This is a genomic window from Leptobacterium meishanense (assembly GCF_037645805.1).
Classification (GTDB): domain Bacteria; phylum Bacteroidota; class Bacteroidia; order Flavobacteriales; family Flavobacteriaceae; genus Leptobacterium_A; species Leptobacterium_A meishanense.
The window spans coordinates 105,059-130,775 of record NZ_JBBEXE010000001.1; the positions used below are offsets into that span (position 1 = coordinate 105,059).

The window sequence follows — 25,717 nt, forward strand, 5'->3', positions numbered from 1 at the left end:
AAAACTGCAAAACTACAATTTTGCTATTTAAAAAGCTATATGTATTCTAGTTAATCAAGTACTTTTTCAATACGTTTATCAGGAATAATCCATATAATGGCGACTACGATGTATAGAAAAAAACCAATCCATTTATTTATAAAAGAAAGTCCGATGGCCACGGCATAAATCCCTATAGATATTTTTCCTTTTATATCTTTTTTATAAGCTTTTCCAAGAAAGGAATCTTTACCGTGAATATTAATTAAAACACTCGATAGTATATTAAAAGCAATAGACGCCATAAAAAGGACAACTCCATATAAAATGACCGTTCTTGTAGAAAAATTGTTTTGCCCCATCCATCCGGTTACAAATGGTATTAGGGATAACCAAAATAAAAGATTAAGATTTGCCCACAATACGTTACCGTTTACTTTTTGAATGGATTGAAATAAGTGATGATGGTTATTCCAATAGATTCCCAGATAGATAAAACTTAATACATAACTACTAAACACCGGAAATAGGGGTAACAGAGTAGCCCATTCATCTCCCTGAGGAATTTTCATTTCTAAAACCATTATGGTAATCACTATGGCGAGTACACCATCACTAAATGCTTCAAGTCGTCCTTTTGTCATAGTTCTATTATTTATCAGTAACCAATAGCTTTATCATCACCACGATGATCGGCACCACCTTCTAATTTACCATCAGGGAGTACACGGATGGCATCTACTTTTCCTGTGATAATTGTGTTGTCCTGTTTTATATTATATCCTTTTTTCTCAAGTATACGAAGGTTTTTTTCTTTGAAACCGTTTGGTTCAAAAACAATCGTGTCCGGAAGCCATTGATGGTGAAATCTTGGTGCATCGACTGCTTCTTGCATGCTCATGTTGAATTCATGGACATTTAAAATAGTTTGTAAAACGGAAGTAATAATTGTAGATCCTCCCGGAGTACCCAATACTAGCCATAAGTTTCCATCTTTTTCTACAATGGTAGGCGTCATGGAGCTTAACATTCTTTTTTGAGGTGCAATACTATTGGCTTCAGCTCCAATAAGCCCAAACATGTTAGGGGTGCCGGGTTTAGCACTAAAATCATCCATTTCATTGTTGAGGAAAAAACCAAGCTCATCACAATATAATTTGGATCCGTAAGCACCATTAAGGGTTGTGGTTACAGCAATGGCGTTCCCATAATTATCTACAATAGAGTAGTGTGTGGTTTCATTGCTTTCAATAACCCGAATGTCCCCATGTCCTACCTCACTTGAAAGAGTAGCACTTTTAAAAGAGAAAGACTCCATACGATTTTTAAGATATGTATCATTGAGCAATGTGTCCAAAGGGATGGTTATAAAATCAGGATCTCCTAAAAAATAGTTTCTATCAGCATAAGCTCTTCGTTCTGCCTCAGTAATGACCTGAATAGTTTTCAAGCTATTGTGCCCGTATTGTACTATAGGGTAGGGGGTTATCATTCTCATTATTTGTGCTAAAGTAACCCCTCCGCTGGAAGGAGGGCTCATGGTTATGATCTTGATGTCTTTATAATCAAAAATAACGGGGGTTCTCCATTTTGCCTCATACTGCTCTAAATCTTCTAATGTGATATAACCTCCTTTTTTCTGTATAAAATCAACCAGTTTTTTAGCAGTTTCTCCTTTGTAAAAACCATCTTTTCCATTTTTTATGATCTGCTTTAAGGTATTTGCCATTGCAGGGTATTTTAGCGAATCCCCTTTTTTGTATGGATATGCAAAATATGTAGAGTCCCCACTTTCCCGGATTATCTGTTCCCGGTATTTATCAAGCCTGTTTTGTTGTTTTTGAGTAACAACAACCCCTTTTTCAGCAAGTTGTATTACAGGAGTTATGATTGTTTCAATGGGTAAGGTGCCAAATTTTTCATGAACAGCAAATATACCCGCAATAGTTCCTGGTACACCAACTGCAGTAGCACCAAAGATGCTTTTTCCAGGGGTTACTTCACCCAATGAATCGAGATACATATCCTTATATGCAGCCAAAGGTGCCTTTTCACGATAGTCCAACGCTCCTGTCTCGCCATTAGCTTTTCTATAGACCATAAAACCACCACCGCCTATATTTCCGGCATATGGGTATGCAACAGCAAGTGCCAATTCTGTAGCTATCATGGCATCAAAAGCATTCCCTCCCTTTTTTAAAATTTCGACACCTATTCTGGAGGCTTCTTCTCTTGCAGAGACGATCATTGCATTTTCTGCTACATATCCGGTAGGAGGTGCAGGAGTTTTACTTCTTTGGCAAGAAAGAAGAAAAAACGTTGTCAGGAGAATCAAAGTTTTTTTCATAGGGACATTAATTTACTTTTAGAAAAAATGATTAACTCTTCAAAAAAAGAAGTGAATTCTAATTCAAAGCTATTATAATACTTCTTTAGCTCATGAATAGATTCATTCATTTTAGAATTGTATTTTGTTCGTTGGTCCATTCCTTGCAACACATTTTCAATACCTTGAACAGTTTTATAACTCAACAACCAATTTCCTTTTACCATGTGTGGAACCATTCTTTGGGCATGTAAGGGTAAAACATGTATGTTTTCTTGGATTAGCTCATAGAAACTAGCACTGTATTTTTCCAGAGGGATATTTGAATAATCATTCCAATTCTTTGCAAGGAAGTGATCGTAAAAAATATCTACAATAACACCACTATAGTGACTGTATTTTTCATGAAGTCTTTTTGTGCTTTTTCTAAATATAGGGTGTGTGTCTGTATAAGTATCAATAGCTCGGTGCAATAAAATCCCTTTCTGGATACCCCAAGGATACAATGTGTATTTTTTACCATGAATACCATCAGCAATAAAATTACCGATAATCACCTGGGAATCGTCTCCTGAGAGGTAAATATGTGCTAAAAAATTCATTTTCCGAATTTACAAATTCATATTAAACATTTCCTAAGACGGAATTGTATATTTGCAACATTATTGAAATGTTATGACATTAATAAAATCAATTTCAGGAATACGAGGCACTATAGGAGGAATGCCGGGAGAAAATTTAACACCGATAGACACGGTAAAGTTTGCAGCAGCATATGGTACATGGCTCAAAGGGCAAACAACTAAAGAAAAGGTTAAAGTTGTTATAGGAAGGGATGCGCGTATATCAGGTGAAATGATTCAAAGTTTAGTGGTTTCAACTCTTGTAGGTTTAGGAATTGATGTAATTGACCTAGGTTTGTCTACTACGCCAACAGTAGAGGTAGCTGTACCTTTAGAAGAAGCAGATGGTGGAATTATTCTCACGGCAAGCCACAACCCCAAGCAATGGAATGCACTAAAATTGTTGAATGGAAAAGGAGAATTTTTAAGTGCGGCTGATGGAGCTCAAATATTGATTATTGCTGAAAAAGCAGCCTTTAATTTTTCTGAGGTAGATAATCTAGGGAAAGTTACCATTAATGATCGGTATATTGATATTCATATTGAAGCGGTATTAAAATTACCATTAGTAGATGTTGAAAAGATCAAAAAAGCAGGTTTTAAAGTAGTAGTGGACGGAGTAAACTCTACAGGAGGCATAGCCGTTCCAAAATTATTGAAAAAGCTAGGGGTAACAGTGGTAGAGTTGTATTGTGATCCTAATGGCCACTTTCCACATAACCCTGAACCATTAAAAGAGCATTTAACAGCTATTTCTAAGTTAGTGGTTAAGGAGAAAGCAGATTTAGGAATTGTGGTGGACCCGGATGTGGACCGGCTAGCTTTCATCTGTGAAGATGGCGAAATGTTTGGAGAAGAATATACCCTAGTCGCCTGTGCTGACTACGTATTAGGTAAGACACCGGGGAATACTGTTTCCAACATGTCTTCTTCTCGGGCGTTGCGTGATGTTACAGCAAAACACGGTGGAGTGTATGAAACCAGTGCTGTTGGAGAAGTGAATGTGGTGGAACTGATGAAAAAGAGTAAAGCAATTATTGGAGGGGAAGGTAATGGAGGGATTATTTATCCAGAGTTACATTACGGCCGGGATGCTTTGGTTGGAACGGCCCTGTTTTTAACACATTTAGCTGAAAGAGGGGTTAGTGCTCGAAAACTTCGAGATAGTTACCCCAGCTATTATATGAGCAAAAAGAAAATTGAATTGACCCCATCTTTAGATGTTGATAAAATCCTTAGAGAAGTTGAAAGTAAGTATGTAGATGAAGAGTTATCTACCATAGACGGTGTTAAAATAGATTTTCCCGAAAACTGGGTGCATTTAAGAAAATCAAATACAGAGCCTATTATTAGGATATATACTGAAGCAAAAACACAGGAAGAAGCAGATTTATTAGCCGATAAAATGATTACTGAAATAAGAGAAATCACAAATAGTTAACTTTTGAGTTCTTCAGGAAGCTTATTACAATGTTTCCACCGTTTATGTGTCCAGAAATAATATTCGGGTTGTGCTTTTATTTGATTTTCAACTTCCTCTAAAAAGAGATCGGTTATTTCAAAATCAGGGTATTCTTCAGGGTTTTTTGCCAATATTTTAAAAGTACCTTGATAAAATCCTCTTCTGGTTTTTCGGACTTTAAAATACACAACGGATAAGCCTGTTCTTTTGGCTATTAACTCTGACCCTACATGAACAGGCACTTTTATTCCCATAAATTCTTTCCAGTAGATAGCCTGTTTTAGTCTAGGGGACTGATCGCTTAGGATACCATACATGCTCCTGATCCCATTTCTTTTATTATCATCAATAATTTGTTTGGTTTCTTTAGTTTCTATAAGAGTAGTTCCAAACTTTTCGCGGATATTCCTAACAAGCCTATCAAAATATTTATTAGTGATACGTTGATAAATAGCATACCCTTTAGAGTCAATATACTGATTTAGAGCAATGACCCATTCCCAACTGGCATAATGAGGAAATAGAAGTATAATGTCATTTTTTTTTTCCAATTGTAACAACGCTTCCACATTGGTAAAAGTGAAGCGCTTTTTCATTTCTTCAGCAGATATGTTCATGGTTTTGATCATTTCCAAAAACATATCGCACATATGTTTATAAAACTTTTTTTCTATTTTCTTTATTTCTAGTGTAGATTTATCCGGGAAGACCAATTTGAGGTTACTTTTAACTACTTTTCTTCGATATCCTATAACACGATACACAATTACATAAACTACATCAGAAATAAAATACAATATTTTGAAAGGTAGGCATGAGGTTAACCATAATAATGGATATGCTAGTATGTAGATCAGTAATTGCATGCAATTTTATTCTGCGCAAATATAACTATATTTGATTCGTAATCACGATAAAAATTATGAGTTTAAACAGTATCGTAATCGGCATTATTGCTGCCAATGTTTTGTTTTCAATCAAAGGATTTAATGATTTTTCATTTTTCGAAAAGTATAAATTTCACATAGGTGCAGTTCAGCGTGGAGAACGTTATAGAATGTTCTCCTCAGGTTTCTTACATGTTGATACTACGCATTTGTTATTCAATATGGTTACATTATTCTTTTTTTCTGATGTAGTTATTAATTATTTAGGGGGGGGGTATTTTCTATTTATATACCTGCTAAGCCTTATTTCCGGTAGTTTGTTAGCACTCTTCTTCCACAAGGCAGAGTATCACTATAGTGCTGTCGGAGCCAGTGGGGCTGTTACGGGGGTTATCTACTCGGCCATATTATTGTACCCTGAGATGTCTCTATACCTCTTTTTTATACCTATTCCGATTCCAGCCTATGCTTTTGGGATTGGATATCTTTTATATTCCATCTACGGAATGAGAAATAGATTAGGGAATATTGGCCATACTGCTCACTTTGGAGGAGCAGTAGGCGGTTATTTAGTCACAATGGTTTTTCGTCCTAAAGTGCTTGTTGAACACCCATTGATGGTTGCTTTATTGGCAATTCCAATACTTATTTTATTCGTTTTAGAAAAAACAAAAAAGCGTTAATTACTGTTTAGCCGTTTCAATCATAGAAACAATATTTTTCCCTACCCGCGAATTCTTGTATGACTCGGGAACTTCATTATATAATTTTTGTACAGTATCAAGAGGTCTGGAATGCATCAGAAGCATTCGTTCTATCAACATTACAGAAATGAATGATTCAGGATTTGCCTTAACATAATTGATATCATATGCCTGTGCCTCTTGCTGAAGATCGGAAAATACTTCTTGTAATGTACTGATTGTAACAGTATCGCCTGATTGAAATGCTTTGGAATACTCGGTTCTCAGTGCAACCATTTTATCTCCGATAACTTTCGAGTCTTTGATAAAATCATACAGTTCTTCATTTGATGGCGTTCCTTCAACTTTAGAAGCATTGATACTATCTTTATATGCAGTAATATCTATAGTTCCTGGCTCAGCAATATATGCTATATTACCGTTGACGTCTTCTATATAAATATAGCGCATGTCCGGGCCATCGACAATTTCTTTATAAGAAATTTTACCGTTCAAAACTTCTGTAGTATCAATATTTGTGAGTTGGTTGATTTGATCTGCTTTTCGGATGTATACTTTTTTACCATCTTCAATACCTGCTATAGATACTGTTACGGTATAGCTGTTATTTGGTTTATTACAAGCAGCGAATGATAGAATTAATAGGGGTACGAATAGCTTTTTCATAGTTGTTTAAGATAATGTTTCTATAGATATGCAAATGTAATGATTCATAGGAATGTTTTTGAACATTATAAAAAATAAAAACCTTCTAAATTTAGAAGGTTTTGTTATCTACAACTAAACGTATTTATGGAGCTAGTAATTCAGCTATTTTTGCCTCTAATTGAGACCCTCTTAAGTCTTTCGCTACAATTTTTCCTTCCGAATCCAGTATAAAACTAGCAGGGATCGCATTTACATTGTATAATTTCGCAATAGGGTCCTGCCAGTATTTTAAATTAGAAACATGGTCCCAAGGCAATTGATCTTCTTCTATAGCTTTTTTCCAATGGTCCATGGTCTTATCAAGAGAAACACTCACAATATTCAACCCTTTTCCTTTATAAGCGTCATAGATCTTAACCAAATTAGGATTTTCTATACGGCAAGGTTTACACCAGGCAGCCCAAAAATCAACAATCGTAACAGTTCCTTTTGCATCGTTCAATGCCAGCAATTCACCTGAAGGGGTAGGTGCCGAAAAATCCGGGGCAATGGCCCCGATAGCTACTTTTGCAGCATTTTCAATGATATTATTAATTTTTTGACCTAATGTCGTCGATTTAATTCTTTCTGATATAGGAGTATAAATATCTTGAATTACACTAATAGGCTGTGATTTGCTCTGGAGCATTTGCTCAATCAATAATGGAGCCATGTAGGAGTCCGGATGTTCTTTTACAAAAGTCAGGTCATAATTTCGGATATCATTCCTTACTTTATTTATTTTCCTCGCAATATCATTAGTTAAAGGTGTATTGTTTTCTTGAGCAGCCTGTCTATACTCTGCTATTAAGTTGTTTATGCGCTTTCTGTTCTTGGCAGAAGATGTCACATAAGCATAATAATCATCGTTGGATGGAGTTCCTGTAATTATTGAAGAAAAGATACTATCCTTATATGCAGTAACAGTAATCTCCCCGGGCTCTGTAACGAAAGACAAGCTCCCTTGTAAACCATCAATAACAATATGGTACATGTCTGCTATTTTGGCATCTCCCCGTAAAGAAAATTGTTCGTTTAACACCTCTGTAGAATCAATGTCAATAGGTTGGTAGTTAGCATCCGCTTTTCTGAGAATTACTTTACTGCCATCTTCAATACCTTCTATAGAGACATTAACTACAAACTCATTTCCATTTAAGGCCTTATCACAAGATGCTAGAACAAAAACAACAAAAATGTAGGTTAAGATTTTTTTCATGAGATCCTTAGTTTTTTTATTTCGTCTGCAAACCTAATAATTCATTACATTATAAGGCAAGGATTTAACATAATTATATAGCACTTAGTCAAATTGATAACGGATTCCTAGCGCAATATCAAACCCCAAATCGTCATTATAGTCTTTAAACCCAATTTCAGGTCTAAAATCTAACGAGATGAGCAATGGAATATCAAAATTGTACTCAATTCCGATGTCACCTGCTACGAAAATAAAAAACTCGCTATCATCGCCACCCATGAAACCGGTATCAAAATCAACATTTCCAAAACCGCCGCCTGCACCTACGTACCAATTAAAATTATTTTCCAGTAGAAATACCCATTGGTAAAGTCCGGTAAGCCGAAAAGCATCAAAATTATCTTCATCACGCCAACCCAGACCAAATTCCAAACGGTTGTTTTCACCAATACCACGCTGATAATTTAATTCTGCACCAAAACCATCACCATCTCCTAAACGCAAACCCAATGCATTTTTTGAGATTTGCTGTGAAGAAACATAATTGATGGAGCCCAATGCTAAAAAGCCAATTAAAAAAAGTTTTTTCATTTGTATATTTATTTAAGAGTTGTAATTAAATATAACGTTATTTTTACAAAAAACGGATGCAACGTGTTAAAATTAATGACTGGCACTTCCCTTCAACAACTAAAAGCTGATTTAGAAGGTGAAATTTTCACTGATGAATTGCATAAAGCAATCTATGCCACAGATGCTTCCGTTTATCGAAAACACCCTATAGCCATTGCTTACCCAAAAAATAAAAAGGACATAAAACGCTTGATAGCTTATGCAAGGGACTATAAGACTTCATTGATTCCTAGAACAGCAGGAACATCATTGGCCGGACAGTGTGTAGGTGAAGGAATAGTTGTAGATACCTCTAAATACTTGACAAGGATAGTGTCTGTAGACAAGAAGGCACAAACAGTTACCGTAGAACCCGGTGTTATACGGGATGAATTGAACCAGTATCTAAAACCATGCGGATTGTTCTTCGGCCCTAATACATCTACTTCCAACCGATGTATGATAGGAGGAATGGTAGGGAACAATTCCAGTGGAACTACTTCTATAAAGTATGGAGTTACCCGTGATAAAGTACTTGCCATAGAAGCTATCTTAAGCGATGGAAGTGAAGTTGTATTTGAGCCTCTTTCAGGTAGTCATCTTATTGAAAAAACAAAACAGAAGGATTTAGAAGGAAAACTCTATAAAACAGTTTATGAATCCTTAACTTCTGTAGAAACCCAAAAACAAATCGTTGAGAATTTTCCAAAACCAGAAATACACCGACGTAACACGGGCTATGCCATTGACGAACTTATCAAAATGCAGCCTTTTAAGGAGTCAGGAGAACCTTTTAATATGTGTAAATTGCTTGCAGGTAGTGAAGGAACATTAGCTTTTACGACTAGGATAACATTGAAATTAGACAAACTCCCACCCGAAAACAATGCTATGGTCGCTGCTCATTTTAAAACGATCAGAGCTGCTTGTATGGCGGTTGCCCCATGTATGAAACATGATCTTGCCACCTGTGAAATGATGGATAAGGTAATCTTAGATTGTACTAAAAGCAACAAAACGCAGCTACCGAACCGTTTTTTTGTTGAAGGTGATCCCGAAGCTATTCTAATGTTAGAGTTACATGACGATGATCCCGATACTTTAAATACGCGAGTGGCCTTTTTAGTTGAAGCACTAAAAAATTCCGGTTTGAGTTATGCAAACCCTGTCCTCTACGGTGAGGATATCAATAAAGCAATGGAGTTACGTAAAGCAGGGCTTGGTTTGTTAGGAAACATGATCGGTGACAAAAAAGCAGTTGCCTGTATTGAAGATACTGCCGTAGCTATAGATGATTTAGCTCCGTACATAGATGCATTTTCAGCATTAATGAACAAACACAAGCAAAAAGTGGTGTATTATGCCCACGCAGGGGCAGGAGAGTTACATTTGCGCCCAATTCTCAATTTAAAGAAAAAAGAAGACGTAAAGTTATTTCGAACAATCACTACAGAGGTAGCCGAACTGGTTAGAAAATATAAGGGATCATTAAGTGGCGAACATGGAGATGGTATTGTTAGGGCTGAGTTTATTGAAAAAATGATTGGAAGTGAAAATTATACGATCCTGAAACAGTTAAAACAAGCGTTTGATCCGAAAAACATATTCAATCCCGGAAAAATAATTGATCCGTTCCCTATGGATGCAGCACTTCGTTATGAGGCAGATAGAAAGGAGCCTGTTATTGATACGTTTTTGGATTTTTCAGACTCTCTGGGGATTTTAAGGGCTACTGAAAAATGCAATGGCAGTGGCGATTGCCGAAAGACACATTTATCAAACGGGGCTATGTGTCCAAGTTATCATGCGACTAAAGATGAAAAAGATACTACCAGGGCCCGTGCCAATGCTCTTCGGGAGTTTTTAACAAATTCTGGTAAACCAAACAAATTTGATCAGAAAGAGTTAAAAGAAGTTTTTGATCTGTGCCTCAGTTGTAAAGCATGCAGTAGTGAATGCCCTAGTAATGTGGATGTAGCAATATTAAAGACAGAATTTCTGTATCAATACCAAAAGCAGCATGGAAGTAGCCTACGAGACAGGTTATTTGCGCATAACACACGTTTTAATAAAATAGCAGCTACTTTTCCTTGGTTGTCAAATAAACTTATGAATAATCAGTTATTTGGGAAAATGATCAAAAATAGCTTTGGAATTGCTTCAAAAAGAAAATTTCCAAAAGTATCAAGTATCAATTTCGATAAGTTTTTATATCTAACTAAAAATGAAAAAGTTAGACATAAAAAAATAATTCTTTTTATTGATGAATTTACCCAATATACAGACATAGAAGTAGGTAAAGATGCTATTGTATTGCTGACGCGTTTAGGATATAATATAACCTTATTTTATGGTGAAAGTGGCCGTACCTACCTCTCAAAAGGATTTCTAAAGGCCGCTAAAAGGCTTGCGGTTGATAATGTTGACAGATTAAAAGATCTTATTTCTGATGAAGTCCCTCTAATTGGGCTGGAACCATCAGCTATTTTGTCATTTCGCGATGAATATAAACGATTAGTAGATCGTAAAAATACCAATAAGTATATTTTATCAAACTCTTTATTAATAGAAGAATTCATAGTAAAAGAAGTTCATGAAGGTACTATAACGCCAGATCAGTTCACAAAAGAAAAACAGCAGGTAAAAATTCATGTTCACTGTCACCAAAAAACATTATCAAATCAAAAATATACGTTTGATATGCTGAACCTACCTAAAAACTATACGGTAACCCTTATAAATTCAGGTTGCTGTGGTATGGCGGGATCATTTGGTTATGAAAACGAACATTATGACGTCAGTATGGCAATAGGATCATTAAAACTATTCCCTGCTATCAAAAAAACTGCCTCTGATGTTATTATTGCAGCCAATGGAACTAGTTGCCGTCATCAAATATTAGATGGTACAGGACGTATAGCAAAACATCCGGTTACCATACTTAAAGAAGCATTGCTATAATCGGTATTTAATTTTTGTTTCTCTAATTTAAAAATTACATTTGCTCAAAACGAATAAAAAATGGCAGGCAATTCCTTCGGGAAGTTATTCAAGCTCACAACCTACGGAGAGTCACATGGCATAGCTATAGGAGGCGTCATTGATGGTTGCCCGGCAGGCTTATTGGTTGACCTTAATGCTGTTCAGAATGAGTTAGATCGCCGAAAACCGGGACAATCTGCTATTGTAACTCAACGAAAAGAGTCAGATACAGTACATTTTCTTAGCGGCATTTTTGAAGGGAAAACAATGGGGACGCCTATTGGTTTTGTGATATACAATGAAGACCAAAAATCAAAAGATTATGCTCATATAAAAGATACTTACCGCCCGAGCCATGCTGATTATGTGTATGATCAAAAATATGGTTTTCGAGATTACAGAGGTGGTGGTAGAAGTTCCGCCAGGGAAACGGCGAGTAGAGTAGTGGCAGGAGCAATAGCAAAGCAGCTACTTAAAAAAGTTAAGATTACTGCGTATGTATCCGCTGTTGGAAAAATAGCACTAGACATGCCCTATGAAAACCTTGACTTTTCTAAGACCGAAGAGAATACTGTCCGTTGTCCTGATACTGCCGTAGCTCTTGATATGGAAAGATACATTAAGGAAATACGGAAACAAGGCGATACAGTAGGCGGAGTTATTTCTTGTGTGATACAAAATGTTCCGGTAGGACTAGGCGAACCGGTTTTTGATAAACTACATGCCGATTTGGGAAAAGCGATGCTATCTATTAATGCGGTGAAAGGCTTTGAGTATGGCAGTGGTTTTATGGGAGCCACTATGAAAGGAAGCGAGCATAATGATCTGTATAACAAAGATGGTACTACCAAAACCAATTACTCAGGAGGTATTCAAGGAGGTATCAGCAATGGAATGGACATTTATTTTAAAGTTGCTTTTAAGCCTATAGCTACACTAATTCAAGAACAAATTACCATCAATGACAAGGGAGAACAGGTACAAATGAAAGGGAAAGGGCGACATGACCCTTGTGTAGTGCCAAGGGCGGTCCCTATTGTAGAAGCTATGGCTGCATTGGTGCTGGCAGACCATTATTTATTAAATAAATCGATAACATTATAACTACAGATAGATGAAAAAAATAGCATTGCATTGGCAAATCCTTTTAGGAATGATCGCAGGCGTATTGTTTGCATTTTTAATGACCCAATTTTCTTGGGGACCTAAATTGGTTACCGATTGGGTAAAACCATTCGGCACTATTTTTATAAATGCCTTAAAGTTAATAGCCGTTCCACTTATTTTAGCATCTTTAATCAAAGGGGTCTCTGATTTAAAAGATATTTCCAAGCTTTCAAAGATGGGAGGACGAACTATTGCTACTTATATAATTACAACAGTAATAGCAGTGTCTATAGGATTGACAATCGTTAACCTTGTCAAACCTGGAAAATCTATTTCAGCAGAAACCCGTACAGAGCTTATGGAAAACTATAGAGGAGACGCTGACACAAGAATAGCCCAGGCGGAAAAACAAAAAGAGGCAGGACCTTTACAGCCTCTAGAAGATTTAGTACCAAGCAATATTTTTAAAGCAACAACTGATAATGGAAATATGCTTCAAGTAATTTTCTTTGCTATTTTTTTTGGCATAGGCCTTATTCTTATCCCTGAAGCAACATCTAAACCTGTAAAAGCTTTTTTTGACGGGTTTAATGAAGTGATCCTTAAACTTATTGATATCATTATGCTAGCTGCTCCATACGGTGTTTTTGCATTGTTAGCTGCTTTAGTTGTAGAGGCGCCAAATACAGATTTGTTTGTAGCCTTATTGTGGTATGCATTATCAGTAGTTATTGGATTAATTTTAATGATAGTTGTCTACATTTTCATTGTTTATCTGTTTACGGGAAAAACACCAAAATTCTTTATTAATGGGATTGCTCCGGCGCAATTATTAGCTTTTTCAACAAGTTCTAGTGCAGCCACATTACCTGTAACCATGGAACGTGTTGAGGAACATTTAGGGGTAGAAGAAGAAGTTACCAGTTTTGTGTTGCCTATAGGGGCAACCATCAATATGGATGGAACTAGCTTGTATCAAGCAGTTGCAGCTGTTTTTATTGCACAGGCTTTTGGCATGGAACTAAGTTTCGCAACCCAATTAGGTATTGTTGCCACAGCTACGTTGGCCTCTATTGGTTCAGCTGCGGTTCCGGGAGCAGGGATGGTAATGTTAGTTATTGTTTTGGCGCAGGCGGGCATACCGGAAGCCGGATTGGCACTTATTTTCGCAGTTGACAGGCCATTGGACATGTGCCGAACTACCGTGAATGTAACAGGTGATGCAGCCGTTTCTATGTTGGTAGCAAAATCAGTAGGGAAGCTAGGCGACCCACATGTTAAAAACTGGGATGATCACTACAAAAAGTAAGGTTATAAGAAACGGGCTTTTAGTTCGGGGGTAGGGATCATACAATGCTCTTTTTTGCCAAACCATTTGTATCGGTTTTTTGCGATAATATCATAAAACCAATCTCTTAAGGATGTCGGTAATAACCATTTAAAAACCCTCAATATACTCCATAAGCCTCCAAATTCTTCAGCAATTTCTAAAGCGGCAGTAGAACGGGCATAATATGCAATGCCCGGGTCAATTAAAATAATGGAATCAATGACTGATGTGTCTATGCTCCGTTCTTTTACCAATTGTTCTCCGACTTCACTTTGCAATGCTGCGAACAAAAAGACCTCTTTTTTGTCACGTTTCAGAATAAACCTGACGGATCCGTTGCATAAATTGCACACACCATCAAACAATATTATTTTTTTTCCTTTAGGGATGCTTATCATAATACATTATTTTTTTGTTTCAACAAGCTCTAATTGTCCAACATCAATACTGGTAGTAAACAAACCATAATTTACTATGGCTTTATTTTTTTTAATAATGTCAATACTTCCGATAGCTTTTCCATCAGGAAGCCTCACACGGTCACCAATTTTCAATACAGGCCTTGGCTTATTAATTTCTTCTCGTACGGCTTTTGTTTTTTCTTGTTTTTTCTTTTTTCGGATGCCTGCTATCTTTTTGGTAACCTCTTGGCTTATTTCTTGTTTTTTGATTTTAGCCTCTTTTTTTTCTTTTGGAGTATTTTTTTTACGTTTACTATTTTCTGTTTCTATAATTCGTAAAAATTCTGCAATAAGCGGGCGTCTCTTTTTATCATAAAAATAACGTTCGGATATAGTGTTGATTTTATTTCCAAGAACAATCATCCGCTGATTGTTGTCAAACAATTCCTGATAATTTTCAAGTTTGTTTTTAATTTTTTCATTTAATATTTCTAACCGTTTTGACTCTTCACGGGCCTTTACTTCTTCTTCTTTAAGAGAAGAAGAAGTCTTTTCCATTTTGCTGCGCTCTTTTTGTAGTTTAGCGATAGTAGCATCAAACCGGACTTTTCCACGCTCAATTTTCTTTTTAGCTCGATTTATGAGACCGTAGGGGATACCATTTTTTTGCGCTACCTCAAATGTAAAAGAACTTCCAGCTTGGCCTAAAACTAATTTATAGGTAGGTTGCAATGTCTTGTTGTCAAAAAGCATGTTAGCATTCGTGGTATGAGGCAATTCATTTGCCAACATTTTCAGATTTGCATAATGCGTGGTAATGATCCCAAATGCATTTCGATGATAAAATTCTTCTAAAAACGCCTCTGCAAGGGCACCTCCCAATTCAGGATCACTTCCTGTACCAAATTCATCAATTAAGAAAAGTGTTTTGTCATTACACTTTTTAAGGAAGTAATTCATGTTCTTAAGCCTATAACTATAGGTGCTCAAGTGGTTTTCTATGGATTGGTTGTCGCCAATATCGGTAAGGATACGGTCAAATAAACAAAAAGTACTTTTAGTGTGTACAGGTATCAGTAATCCACTTTGTAACATAACCTGAAGTAACCCAATAGTTTTAAGTGTAATACTTTTTCCTCCGGCATTTGGGCCTGATATCACAATAATCCGGTTTTCTGACGATAGTGAAATGTCTTGAGGAAATGTCTTTTCGCTTTTTTCTTTATTAGTTAGATAGAGTAGTGGGTGGTACGCAGAAATAAGGTTCAGTGTTCTTTCTTCTGTAATTTTTGGCAATAATCCGTTCATTTTAGCTGCATAGGTGGCCTTTGCGGCTACTAAATCGATCGAACTTAGAAAATATTGGTATTTTTCCAATAATTCAACATAGGGTCGAAGAAAATCAGTAAGTACTTTTAATATTCGGTTGATCTCTTCTTTCTCTTCGTATTCTAAGTTATTTAATTCATGGGCATACTTCAAAGTTGTTTCCGGCTCTATGTAAACAATACTTCCTGTTTTAGAACTTCCCATGATGGCGCCTTTCACCTTACGCCTGTACATGGCTTTTACTGCTAACACCCTTCGATTATCGACAACTGTCTCCCGAATATCGTCCAGAAAGCCGGCCGTATGGCTTGTATTCAAGACCTTCACAAAGCTTTCACTTATTTGCCCCCGGACTTTATTAATTGAATTCCGAATGTCTGAGAGCAGTTCAGAAGCGTCGTTTTTGATTTCCCCAAATCGGTCTATGACGCCTTCTATTTCTTTAATAATAGCTTTTGTGTAAGGGATATCCTCTGCCATTTTATGCAATTCAGGATAATATTCTTTAAATTTTTTGTAGAATACAATATGGGTGTTTGCTGTTTTTGACAAGAAGGCAATTTTTTTAAAACCATCTGTCTCAATATGTGTATTTTCAATTTGTATAAGCTTAAGCTCTATAGAAATATCATCATAGCCATGAGCCGGAATACTGTTATTGTTTTCAAAAGAAGAAAGGTATTCAGATGTTTGTGATAGGGCACTCAACATTTCTTCCTTTTTGGTAAAAGGAACTAAATCCTGTGCTTTTTTTTTGCCTAAACCAGTGGAGCATAACATTGATATATGTGCTTTCACAGTATCAAATTCCAAGTCTTCCAAGGTTTTTTGATGAATCTTGTTCATTGTGGTTTTTAACCCTATTTTTGAGAGATACAAAAGTAACGTTTTTTCAATGAATGTACGAATACACCCTAGTTGGAAAGAATACCTACGGCCTGAGTTTGAGAAACCTTATTTCAATAATTTAGCAACATTTGTAAAGAATGAATATGCTACAAACACTTGCTACCCCTCCGGGAAACAAATTTTTGCAGCATTTGATCATTGTACTTTCGATGCTGTCAAGGTAGTTATTATAGGCCAGGACCCTTATCATGGGGCCGGGCAAGCCAATGGGTTGTGTTTTTCAGTAAACACCGGCTTTCCACACCCCCCTTCATTGGTGAATATTTTCAGAGAGATTGAAGATGATTTAGGAATTCCGTACCCATGGAGTGGAAATTTAGAAAGATGGGCAGATCAAGGGGTGCTATTGTTGAATGCAACACTTACAGTAAGAGCAAATCAGGCCGGAAGTCATCAAAATAAAGGCTGGGAACTGTTTACAGATGCTGTGATCAAAGTTGTATCCGACAATAAACAAGGAATTGTGTTTATGCTTTGGGGCGGGTATGCTAAGAAAAAAGGAAGTGTTATTAATAAAAACCAACATCATGTATTGTATTCAGGACACCCTTCTCCTTTAAGTGCCAATAGGGGTTTGTGGTTCGGAAACAAACATTTTAGTCAGTGCAATGCATTGTTAAAGCAGAACGGAAGGCAGGAAATTCAATGGTAAAAAAAAGTGCTCGGTTGTAAAAACAACGTCGCACTCATTTTTCTTTTTAATTATAAGTACATTGATTAATAGCGGTATAAAACTATAAAACTAAGAAGGGACTTTTTAAAATACTCGATGAAGCCATTCGTTTTTTAGTTAAACGTCTATATGAGAACTAGTATAGATTAATTAGTTTGAAATGAAAGTTGAAGCAGCTACTTTTTTATCAATTAAATTCAGTCTAAAAAGTTGTTCTTGTACTTGGAGTATGGTGTCGCTTTCAATTTGGTTTTGGCTCCATTTCGTTATGGAAAGCCATTTTTTTATATCATAGATGTCTTGGTGATATGCATTGGCGAGCGTTCGGTCTATAGATGGGATGTTTTTAAATTCAGAGGTATAACTGTTTATAATACTAAGTATATATGAGATTAATGCTCTATTGGTTTTTATAAATTCATTATTTGCTGCTATTACAAAACAAGGCCAGGGAGTAGGGCAGTCTGCAATTCTTCTAAAGGTTCCATTGTCTACCAAAGGCTTTGTTGTAAAATGTTCCCACATAAAATAATCAGCTGTTCCATTTTTTAAAGCAGTAATAGCTCCATCAATAGTATTGACTACTTCAAAATTCAAAGAGGCCGTATCCCATCCTTGCTGAGAAGCGTTAATATATGCCATAAGATGGCTTCCGCTTCCATAGCGGCTTATAGCAGCTGTTTTACCCTCAAGATCGGTAATTTGTTGATGATCTGAATTTTTATCTACATGAATACCCCAAAGAAGGGGAGAAGCTATATATTTCTGAACAATTTTAGAAGGGTTGCCATTTGTGATATCTTTTACAATGCCTTCTGTAAGAATCACAGCCAGATCGATGAAACCCTCACGGAGTAATTGGCACATTTTCCCGGTTCCTTCAGGAATATCAATCCATTCAACTTCGATACCATTTTGTTCAAATGCTCCTTCATCTATGGCGAAATGCCATGGAAAGTTAAAATGTTCTGGCACACCAGCTATCGTTATCTTCTTCAAAGTTGTTTAGTATTTAAAAAGTAAGACCTCACAAGTTTCATAAGTGATAAGGTCTATTATGTTTATAAAACCAATTTATCTAAGGTATATTTTATAAGACGGTCTATAGCAACATAGGGTTCCTTGGAAAATGTTTTGTTAGATCGATTTGCTAATACACAGTTCATTGATACGGCACGGTGCCCTAAAAGCTTAGCTAATCCATATATCCCAGCAGTTTCCATTTCCAGGTTCGTGATTTTCAACCCATTAAAATCAAAGGATGCAAAAGTATCATTTGAATATTCGTCATCAAGAGTGCTTCTTAGTTTACGTGACTGAGGACCATAAAACCCGGGTGCCGTAACAGTAAATCCCATATGTATTTCAGGAGTCTTTAATTTTGCGCCAAGCTTTTCATCATATTTCACTATATATGGGTCTGCTTTTGCCGGGTGCCAGTTAGCATATTCTTTAAATGCTTTTTGCATTTCAATTTGTTGTACATGTCGGCTATCATAAAAATAAAGGAGTCCATCAAGCCCCATGGCATATTCACTCATAACAAATTGATCAACACCGATAGCCGGTTGCAGCGCCCCGGTGGTTCCTATCCTGATAATATTTAATGGAGTGTGGTTTTGTTTGGCTTCTCGTTTGTAGAGATCAATATTTACCAAAGCGTCCAGTTCATTTAAAACAATATCAATATTATCTGTTCCAATACCAGTAGAAACAACAGAAATACGCTTGCTATTAAGTGTTCCGGTATGCGTTATAAACTCCCTTTTGCCTTTTTTAAGCTCAATGGAATCAAAATATTTAGAAACTTTTGAAACCCTATCAGGATCTCCTACAAAAATGATAGTATCAGCAATATCTTCGGGATGGAGGTTAAGATGGTAAATGCTCCCATCGGGGTTCAATATCAGCTCTGATTCAGGGATTTGCATGCTATAGTTTCAGTAGCTTGTGAGTGTCTTCGTGATATAAAAACCCATATTTTGGAGCCCCTCCTAAATAAGTATCATTATTTTTAATAATAGGATAATAATTCGTACTTTTCTTAAGAACAGCAAGGCCTTGCTTGTTCAATTGAACTGGATTGAATGATTTAAAAAGCGGCTTTAACGCTTCCGTTACTTTTAAAAACTGTGCTTCTCCATATCCGTAAATTCCTTGGTTTTTCAGTAGGTGCGAAATAAGTTTTTCTCTTGATTGAAAATCGTTTTGGGCTACTGTTTCCAATAGTTGGTTTTCAATGTTATTAAGTCCATTTTTCACTGTGGGAAAACGTAATATATGTGCTTTCATTACCTCCGGGAGGTATTCAAATTGAGAGGAGTTAAATTGTGTAAAGGTCTCTATTCTGATGGGATTGTCACCACAATATAATTGCCAAATATAATCGGCATATTCAATGTCATCCTGTGATAGTTCAATCCGGTTTTTATATAACTGTAATAATTTTTTGTTGCTTAGCTCTGATAAAGGGGCAGATATTCCTTTTTTATTGGCCTCTGCATAGTGAATCAAAGATACTTTTCTGTTTTTACGGTGTTTTTTTAACCAGCTAATAAGCGCAATCATATTGATCTGTGAAAAAAGGCTTTGCTCAAACCATAGAACAATTTCTTCTTCTTTTTTATGATTGCATAGCGCCTTGTATTCTTTAAGGTTTAAGTCAACGAAAGCCCGCTTAGTAATTTTATAGGCTTTGTTTAAAAATTGATAACGAACTTTCCAGAAGGGCTCACTACCAACATCAGCAATTGTTTTGCCTTCGCTCAGCATTTCACGCCATGTTATAATTTCACCTTCAATGTTTAGTTTTTCTAGTTTAGAGGTAAGGGCATCTCCGCTTGTAATGTGAAGAATTTTGCTCATTTTTGTCTAAATTGTGGTTGTAAATGTAAAAAATTATACGGTTTAATCAACTTTTTTGAACCTAAATTTAACCTCCAACACGTTTTACTTTATATCCTAACGATTGTAAGATAGCAATTATTTTATCTCGATAATTTCCTTGGACAATAATGTCACTTTCTTTCACAGAACCACCTACACCACACTTAGTTTTGAGCAATTTAGCCAACTTTTTTAATGCTTCTTCACTCCCTTGAAAACCTTTTATGATTGTCACAGTCTTACCTCCGCGTCCTTTATTACTAAAATGCGCTTCCAATCTTTGATCGGCATTTGATAGCGTATTACTTTCATCTGTTTCTGAGGATGATTCAGGTGTAAAATTATCATCTGTTGAAAAAACAAACCCACTTAAATCTTCCAGACTATTTAATTTCTTGGTCATCAGCTATTATTTAATCAATCCTAATTCAATAAGGCGTTCATGCAAAAAGGCTCCCGCAGTAATGTCATCATATAACTTAGGGTGTGTTTCATCAATGCAATTTTCAAGGCAGTCGAGGGGCATTTCACTTACCGGGTGCATAAAGAAAGGAATAGAATAACGGGAAGTTCCCCAAAGTTCACGAGGAGGGTTTACCACTCTATGGATAGTAGACTTTAGTTTGTTATTTGTATGGCGTGATAGCATATCACCTACATTAATCATTAATTCATCCGCTTCAGCGATGGCATCAATCCATTCTCCTTTATGGTTCTGCACTTGCAGCCCACGACCTTGCGCCCCCATCAATAATGTGATAAGGTTGATGTCTCCATGCGCAGCCGCTCTTACTGCATCCTTTGGCTCTTCCGTAATAGGAGGGTAATGAATAGGTCTTAATATGGAGTTTCCATTCTTGATCCATTTGTCAAAATAAGTTTCTTCTAACCCTATATGCAATGCCAATGCACGAAGTACATACTTTGCTGTTTTCTCAAGCATTTTATACGCATCTTTACCTACTTCATTGAATTTAGGCAATTCATTGACTATAACATTCGGAGGGTACTCGCTGGCCAAGCGGCTACCATCTTCTATATATTGGCCAAAATGCCAAAACTCTTTTAAATCTCCTTCTTTTCGCCCTTTAGCATGTTCTTTTCCAAAAGAGGTGTAACCACGTTGTCCGCCGATCCCTTCAATTTCGTATTGTTTTTTAACAGCATCCGGAAGGTTAAAAAAGGCTTTTACCTGATCGTATAAATCGTTTACCAACCGGTCATTCAAAAAATGCCCTTTTAGCGCTACAAACCCAATAGTCTCATAGGCTTCTCCTATTTCGCTTACAAATTTCTTTTTTAATTCGGGAGCATTACTTATAAATTCCCGAAGATCAACGCTTGGTATCTTATTCATAATAATGTGTTAGTACAAATACAATAGACTACAAAAATAATGAAATTACAAATGAGATGCATGTTTGTGGAAGATATGCACAAAACATTCCTTTTATTTTCTAAATTTACTCATTACAAATTTTAGAGAATGAATAACAATATTTCTGAACTGGGGTTTCGTTATGACAGAAAGGGTATTAGTGAGGATACCTTGTTATATTTATATGAGGCATTGTTAAAACCCCGTTTGATAGAAGAAAAGATGCTTATTTTATTACGGCAGGGGAAGATATCAAAGTGGTTCAGTGGAATAGGACAGGAAGCTATTGCCGTAGGGGTGACGGCTGCTTTGAGAGAAGACGAATACATTTTGCCGATGCACCGGAATTTGGGGGTATTCACTACCCGAAAGATTCCTTTAAACCGATTGTTTTCCCAATGGCAGGGAAAGGCAAATGGATTCACTAAGGGTCGCGATAGAAGTTTTCATTTTGGCACACAAGAATATAAGATCGTGGGGATGATTTCACATTTAGGGCCGCAATTGGGAGTAGCGGATGGCATTGCACTGGCAAGTAAACTCCGAAACGATCCAAAAGTATGTGCTGTATTCACAGGTGAAGGCGCCACAAGTGAAGGTGATTTTCATGAAGCATTAAATATAGCTGCTGTGTGGGAATTACCGGTGCTTTTTTGTGTTGAAAATAACGGCTATGGCCTTTCCACGGCTACCAATGAGCAGTACCGGTGTAATCATATAGCTGATAAAGGAATTGGGTATGGCATGGAATCGCATATAATTGACGGGAATAATATTCTGGAAGTATACACCACGGTTTCTGAACTCGCAAAGAGTGTACGAAAGAATCCTAGGCCAATACTTTTAGAATTTAAAACATTTCGTATGCGTGGACATGAAGAAGCTAGTGGTACCAAATATGTCCCAAAAGCGCTCATGGACGAATGGGCTTCTAAAGACCCAATCGCAAACTATAAAAATTACCTGTTTCAAGAAGGGGTTTTAACAAAAGAAAAAGTAATTGCGATAGAAGATGAACTTAAAAACGAAATAGAAGTAAACATACAAAAAGCTTTTGAGGAAAAATCTATAAGCTCTTCTGTAAGTTATGAGTTAGGTGATGTTTACAAAAGTTCTGTATATCAAGAAATTAAACATTCTTCATCGCAAAAAAACATACGTTATGTAGATGCTATTTCAGAAGGATTGCACCAATCCATGGAGCGCCATAAAAACTTGGTCATTATGGGTCAGGATATTGCAGAATATGGAGGTGTTTTTAAGATAACCGAAGGATTTTTAGAGGTTTTTGGGAAAGAACGTGTGCGTAATACGCCTATCTGTGAATCAGGTATTGTATCTGCAGCTATGGGATTGTCTATAAATGGCTACAAAGCCGTAGTAGAAATGCAGTTTGCCGATTTTGTTTCCAGTGGATTTAACCCAATTGTCAATTATCTGGCAAAATCCCATTATCGGTGGGGCGAAAAAGCGGATATAGTAATACGGATGCCTTGTGGTGCAGGAGTGCAAGCTGGGCCTTTTCATTCACAAACCAATGAAGCTTGGTTTACCAAAACACCTGGATTAAAGGTGGTTTACCCTGCATTTCCTTATGATGCAAAAGGACTGCTAACTACTGCTGTTAATGACCCCAATCCGGTCTTGTTTTTTGAGCACAAAGCATTGTACAGAAACGTTTATCAAGATGTGCCTGAAGATTATTTTACACTACCTTTCGGAAAAGCTGCTAAGCTAAAAGAAGGAGAACAAGTATCAATTATTTCTTATGGGGCTGGAGTACATTGGGCATTGGAATTATTAGAAAAATATACTGACATACAAGCAGATGTGATTGATCTAAGGACTTTACAGCCTTTAGATATGACAACAATATACCAATCGGTACAAAAAACAGGAAAAGCCATTATTTTACAAGAGGACACTCTTTTTGGGGGTGTTGCAAATGATATCGCTGCTATGATTATGGAAAATTGCTTTGAGTACCTTGATGCCCCTGTGCTACGGGTAGGTAGCCTAGAAACCCCTGTTCCATTCGCAAAACCTTTAGAAGACCAGTTTCTGCCCAAGAAACGTTTTGAAAAAGCGCTTTTAGAATTAATAGCGTATTAATATCCGCTTAGCAGTTTTAAAAAAGATGATTCATCTTTTTTTTTGTAAATTTAACAAGTAGAGTAAACTCAAATCTTATGAAAAAAATCAAATTTTTAATACCTGTGATGGTTATTGTATGTTCATGTTCTGTTTCAAAGGTAGAACGAAGCGCCCGCAATACGATTGACGGAAACTGGATACTCAATGATATTACGTATAGTAGCACAGGAACCTTTAATATAAAAATGTTCAACGATATCGATGCTTCTTGTCTTGAAGGGAGTAATTGGTTTTTCCGGTCAAATAACAGCACGGGGACTTATGAAGTTACTAATACAGGTTGCCCGACAGGTATAAGATATATACGTTGGGCAGCAGTGGAGACCACAAAAGGTAGCGGGTCTTATGATTTTACTTTTAAGTTTACCGATGAAAACAAAAGAGACCTTCAAAAAAATACAGGCTACCGCTTACAATTAAAATACTTGGACGATAACCGGATGCGGTTGTCACAAACGGTAACTTTTGAAAATAAACCTTTTATTATATCAATGAATTTTAATAGAAAATCCTACTAAAAACATGAAAAAGCAAGTATACAATACTGTATTTTTATTTATATCACTATCGCTTGTTATGGGATGTGGTGCAGTTCAGAACGCAAATAACAAACAGAAAGGAGCTGTTATAGGAGCCACTTCAGGAGCCGTTATAGGAGGGGTTATAGGTAACAATGTCGGGAAAGGTAATACAGCACTCGGAGCTATTATTGGAGGTGTTGTTGGAGGCGCTGCAGGGGCTTATATTGGAGACCGGATGGACAGGCAAGCAGAGAAGATAGAAGAGGAACTCCCCGGTGCTGAAGTAACACGTGTAGGAGAGGGGATCAATGTTACTTTTGATGAATCCAGTGGAGTTTACTTCGAAACCAATAAACACGAATTAAATGCAACCTCAAGGGCAACTATTGATAAATTGGCAGGTATTTTTAAAGAATATCCCAATACCAACATTCTGATAGAGGGCCATACAGATAGCTCAGGAAGTGAAGAATACAATCTTGTTTTATCTCAAAAAAGAGCCCAGTCAGTAGCAGATTATATGGTGAATTCAGGGCTTTCCCCAATCCGTTTTGCCACAAAATGGTATGGAGAGACGCAGCCCAAATACACAAATGACACAGCAGAAGGCCGTTCCGGAAATAGACGGGTAGAGATTGCTATTGTAGCTAATGAACAATTAAAACAAGAGGCCATAGATAAAACCAAGCAATAAAATGAAAACGAACATTCTATTATTAACAGGTATTTTTCTTATTACGGTAATTGCTTGCAAAGAAAAACCAAAAACAGATGTAGCGACTGTAAAAATAAAAGGTGAAGAGGTAACCTATGCAACTGACTCCACTACAATGAACGGGTATATTGCTTATGATGAAAACAAAGAGACAAAACGCCCGGGCGTACTTGTTATCCATGAATGGTGGGGGCATAACGACTATACCCGAAAACGTGCAGAAATGTTGGCTGAACTTGGATATGTAGCTATTGCGATAGATATGTATGGCGATGGAAAACAGGCAAATCATCCACAGGATGCCGCAAAGTTTGCAGCAAGTGTAATGGGAAACCTCCCGGAAGCAACAGCTCGTTTTAATGCCGCATTGGAAGTGCTGAAAAACAATCCTAATGTAGACACAGACAAAATTGCTGCAATTGGTTATTGCTTAGGAGGGAGCATCGCGTTGACGATGGCCAATAACGGAGCTGACCTGGATGCAGTAGCAGCATTCCATAGTGGGGTACAACTCCCTGTAATGCCTACGGATAGGTTAAAAGCTAATGTCTTTGTGGGCAATGGTGCAGAAGACCCATTTATTGCTCCGGAAACAGTTGCTGATTTTAAAAGAGCTATGGACAGTGTTCAAGCGGATTATGAATATGTAGCCTATGAAGGTGCCGTGCATGCGTACACGAATAAAGAGGCAGATTCACTCGGTAAAAAATTCAACTTGCCATTAGCTTATCAAAGAGAGGCTGATGAAAAAGCATGGAAATCACTTAAAAAACTACTTGAAACGAGTTTCAATAACTGATTTTTATCATAGGCAACAGTATTTTTTCAATGTAATTTTAAGGTGTAAATGA

General features: G+C 36.7%; 24 protein-coding genes. 10 read left to right on the plus strand and 14 right to left on the minus strand.

Features of this window, described 5'->3' with window-relative positions; genetic code table 11:
• Positions 1-50: 50 nt before the first annotated feature.
• The 3 genes from WBG21_RS00475 to WBG21_RS00485 are packed head-to-tail and all read right to left on the minus strand — an operon-like array spanning position 51 to position 2,907.
• Positions 51-623 (minus strand): TMEM175 family protein, encoded by a 573-nt coding sequence (locus tag WBG21_RS00475; RefSeq protein WP_340073657.1) that lies wholly within the window; start codon positions 621-623, stop codon positions 51-53.
• A gap of 14 nt (positions 624-637) precedes the next feature.
• Complete coding sequence (ggt, locus tag WBG21_RS00480; protein WP_340073659.1) at positions 638-2,326, minus strand: gamma-glutamyltransferase; 1,689 nt, start codon at positions 2,324-2,326, stop codon at positions 638-640.
• Complete coding sequence (locus tag WBG21_RS00485) at positions 2,323-2,907, minus strand: acyl carrier protein phosphodiesterase (RefSeq protein WP_340073661.1); 585 nt, start codon at positions 2,905-2,907, stop codon at positions 2,323-2,325. The genes ggt and WBG21_RS00485 overlap by 4 nt, the downstream gene beginning before the upstream one ends.
• A 73-nt stretch (positions 2,908-2,980) precedes the next feature.
• On the opposite strand from WBG21_RS00485, the gene glmM reads away from it, so the two are divergent.
• Positions 2,981-4,369, plus strand: coding sequence for a phosphoglucosamine mutase (gene glmM, locus WBG21_RS00490; protein ID WP_340073663.1), 1,389 nt, complete (start codon positions 2,981-2,983; stop codon positions 4,367-4,369).
• Here the strand turns inward: glmM and WBG21_RS00495 are convergent.
• Positions 4,366-5,256, minus strand: a complete 891-nt coding sequence (locus WBG21_RS00495) for a lysophospholipid acyltransferase family protein (RefSeq protein WP_340073665.1) — start codon at positions 5,254-5,256, stop codon at positions 4,366-4,368. The two genes, glmM and WBG21_RS00495, sit on opposite strands and share 4 nt — an antisense overlap.
• 56 nt (positions 5,257-5,312) lie before the next feature.
• Between WBG21_RS00495 and WBG21_RS00500 the strand changes: the two genes are divergently transcribed.
• Complete coding sequence (locus WBG21_RS00500) at positions 5,313-5,960, plus strand: rhomboid family intramembrane serine protease (protein WP_340073667.1); 648 nt, start codon at positions 5,313-5,315, stop codon at positions 5,958-5,960.
• Here WBG21_RS00500 and WBG21_RS00505 read toward each other — a convergent pair whose 3' ends face one another.
• The 3 genes from WBG21_RS00505 to WBG21_RS00515 all read right to left on the minus strand — a co-directional run bounded on the left by WBG21_RS00505 (position 5,961) and on the right by WBG21_RS00515 (position 8,460).
• Positions 5,961-6,647 carry a DUF4369 domain-containing protein gene (locus WBG21_RS00505; protein WP_340073669.1) on the minus strand — a complete coding sequence of 229 codons (687 nt, stop codon included), beginning with the start codon at positions 6,645-6,647 and terminating at the stop codon, positions 5,961-5,963.
• A gap of 124 nt (positions 6,648-6,771) precedes the next feature.
• Complete coding sequence (locus tag WBG21_RS00510) at positions 6,772-7,887, minus strand: TlpA disulfide reductase family protein (protein WP_340073671.1); 1,116 nt, start codon at positions 7,885-7,887, stop codon at positions 6,772-6,774.
• A gap of 84 nt (positions 7,888-7,971) precedes the next feature.
• Positions 7,972-8,460, minus strand: coding sequence for a hypothetical protein (locus tag WBG21_RS00515; protein ID WP_340073673.1), 489 nt, complete (start codon positions 8,458-8,460; stop codon positions 7,972-7,974).
• Positions 8,461-8,535: 75 nt separating this feature from the next.
• Here WBG21_RS00515 and WBG21_RS00520 point away from each other — a divergent pair, with 75 nt between their 5' ends.
• Genes WBG21_RS00520 through WBG21_RS00530 form a run of 3 tightly spaced genes read left to right on the plus strand, consistent with a single transcriptional unit; the run spans position 8,536 to position 13,879 of the window.
• Positions 8,536-11,442 (plus strand): FAD-binding and (Fe-S)-binding domain-containing protein, encoded by a 2,907-nt coding sequence (locus WBG21_RS00520; RefSeq protein WP_340073675.1) that lies wholly within the window; start codon positions 8,536-8,538, stop codon positions 11,440-11,442.
• Between the two features lie 60 nt (positions 11,443-11,502).
• Complete coding sequence (aroC, locus tag WBG21_RS00525) at positions 11,503-12,567, plus strand: chorismate synthase (RefSeq protein ID WP_340073677.1); 1,065 nt, start codon at positions 11,503-11,505, stop codon at positions 12,565-12,567.
• Between the two features lie 10 nt (positions 12,568-12,577).
• Positions 12,578-13,879, plus strand: a complete 1,302-nt coding sequence (locus tag WBG21_RS00530) for a dicarboxylate/amino acid:cation symporter (RefSeq protein ID WP_340073679.1) — start codon at positions 12,578-12,580, stop codon at positions 13,877-13,879.
• 2 nt (positions 13,880-13,881) lie between these two features.
• On the opposite strand, the gene WBG21_RS00535 is transcribed toward WBG21_RS00530, so the two are convergent.
• On the minus strand, positions 13,882-14,298 hold the full coding sequence (locus WBG21_RS00535; protein ID WP_340073680.1) for a thiol-disulfide oxidoreductase DCC family protein: 417 nt from the start codon (positions 14,296-14,298) through the stop codon (positions 13,882-13,884).
• Positions 14,299-14,304: 6 nt separating this feature from the next.
• On the minus strand, positions 14,305-16,476 hold the full coding sequence (locus WBG21_RS00540; RefSeq protein WP_340073682.1) for an endonuclease MutS2: 2,172 nt from the start codon (positions 16,474-16,476) through the stop codon (positions 14,305-14,307).
• A gap of 49 nt (positions 16,477-16,525) precedes the next feature.
• Here WBG21_RS00540 and ung point away from each other — a divergent pair, with 49 nt between their 5' ends.
• A complete protein-coding gene (ung, locus tag WBG21_RS00545; protein ID WP_340073684.1) occupies positions 16,526-17,191 on the plus strand; it encodes a uracil-DNA glycosylase in 666 nt (221 codons plus the stop codon).
• Positions 17,192-17,362: 171 nt separating this feature from the next.
• Here ung and WBG21_RS00550 read toward each other — a convergent pair whose 3' ends face one another.
• From WBG21_RS00550 to WBG21_RS00570, 5 genes are all read right to left on the minus strand, one after another.
• On the minus strand, positions 17,363-18,211 hold the full coding sequence (locus WBG21_RS00550; RefSeq protein ID WP_340073687.1) for a substrate-binding domain-containing protein: 849 nt from the start codon (positions 18,209-18,211) through the stop codon (positions 17,363-17,365).
• 62 nt (positions 18,212-18,273) lie between these two features.
• A complete protein-coding gene (locus tag WBG21_RS00555) occupies positions 18,274-19,143 on the minus strand; it encodes a nucleoside phosphorylase (protein WP_340073689.1) in 870 nt (289 codons plus the stop codon).
• 1 nt (position 19,144) lies between these two features.
• Positions 19,145-20,077, minus strand: a complete 933-nt coding sequence (locus WBG21_RS00560) for a DUF1835 domain-containing protein (protein ID WP_340073691.1) — start codon at positions 20,075-20,077, stop codon at positions 19,145-19,147.
• Between the two features lie 67 nt (positions 20,078-20,144).
• Positions 20,145-20,501, minus strand: coding sequence for a translation initiation factor (locus WBG21_RS00565; protein ID WP_340073693.1), 357 nt, complete (start codon positions 20,499-20,501; stop codon positions 20,145-20,147).
• A 6-nt stretch (positions 20,502-20,507) separates the two neighbouring features.
• Positions 20,508-21,455, minus strand: coding sequence for an isopenicillin N synthase family dioxygenase (locus tag WBG21_RS00570; RefSeq protein ID WP_340073695.1), 948 nt, complete (start codon positions 21,453-21,455; stop codon positions 20,508-20,510).
• A 129-nt stretch (positions 21,456-21,584) separates the two neighbouring features.
• On the opposite strand from WBG21_RS00570, the gene WBG21_RS00575 reads away from it, so the two are divergent.
• From WBG21_RS00575 to WBG21_RS00590, 4 genes are all read left to right on the plus strand, one after another.
• Positions 21,585-23,588 carry an alpha-ketoacid dehydrogenase subunit alpha/beta gene (locus WBG21_RS00575; protein ID WP_340073697.1) on the plus strand — a complete coding sequence of 668 codons (2,004 nt, stop codon included), beginning with the start codon at positions 21,585-21,587 and terminating at the stop codon, positions 23,586-23,588.
• A 77-nt stretch (positions 23,589-23,665) separates the two neighbouring features.
• Positions 23,666-24,148 (plus strand): lipocalin, encoded by a 483-nt coding sequence (locus WBG21_RS00580; protein WP_340073699.1) that lies wholly within the window; start codon positions 23,666-23,668, stop codon positions 24,146-24,148.
• 4 nt (positions 24,149-24,152) lie between these two features.
• Complete coding sequence (locus WBG21_RS00585) at positions 24,153-24,845, plus strand: OmpA family protein (protein WP_340073701.1); 693 nt, start codon at positions 24,153-24,155, stop codon at positions 24,843-24,845.
• 1 nt (position 24,846) lies between these two features.
• Positions 24,847-25,665: a dienelactone hydrolase family protein gene (locus WBG21_RS00590; protein WP_340073703.1), complete on the plus strand. Its 819-nt coding sequence runs from the start codon at positions 24,847-24,849 to the stop codon at positions 25,663-25,665.
• The last annotated feature ends 52 nt before the right edge of the window (positions 25,666-25,717 follow it).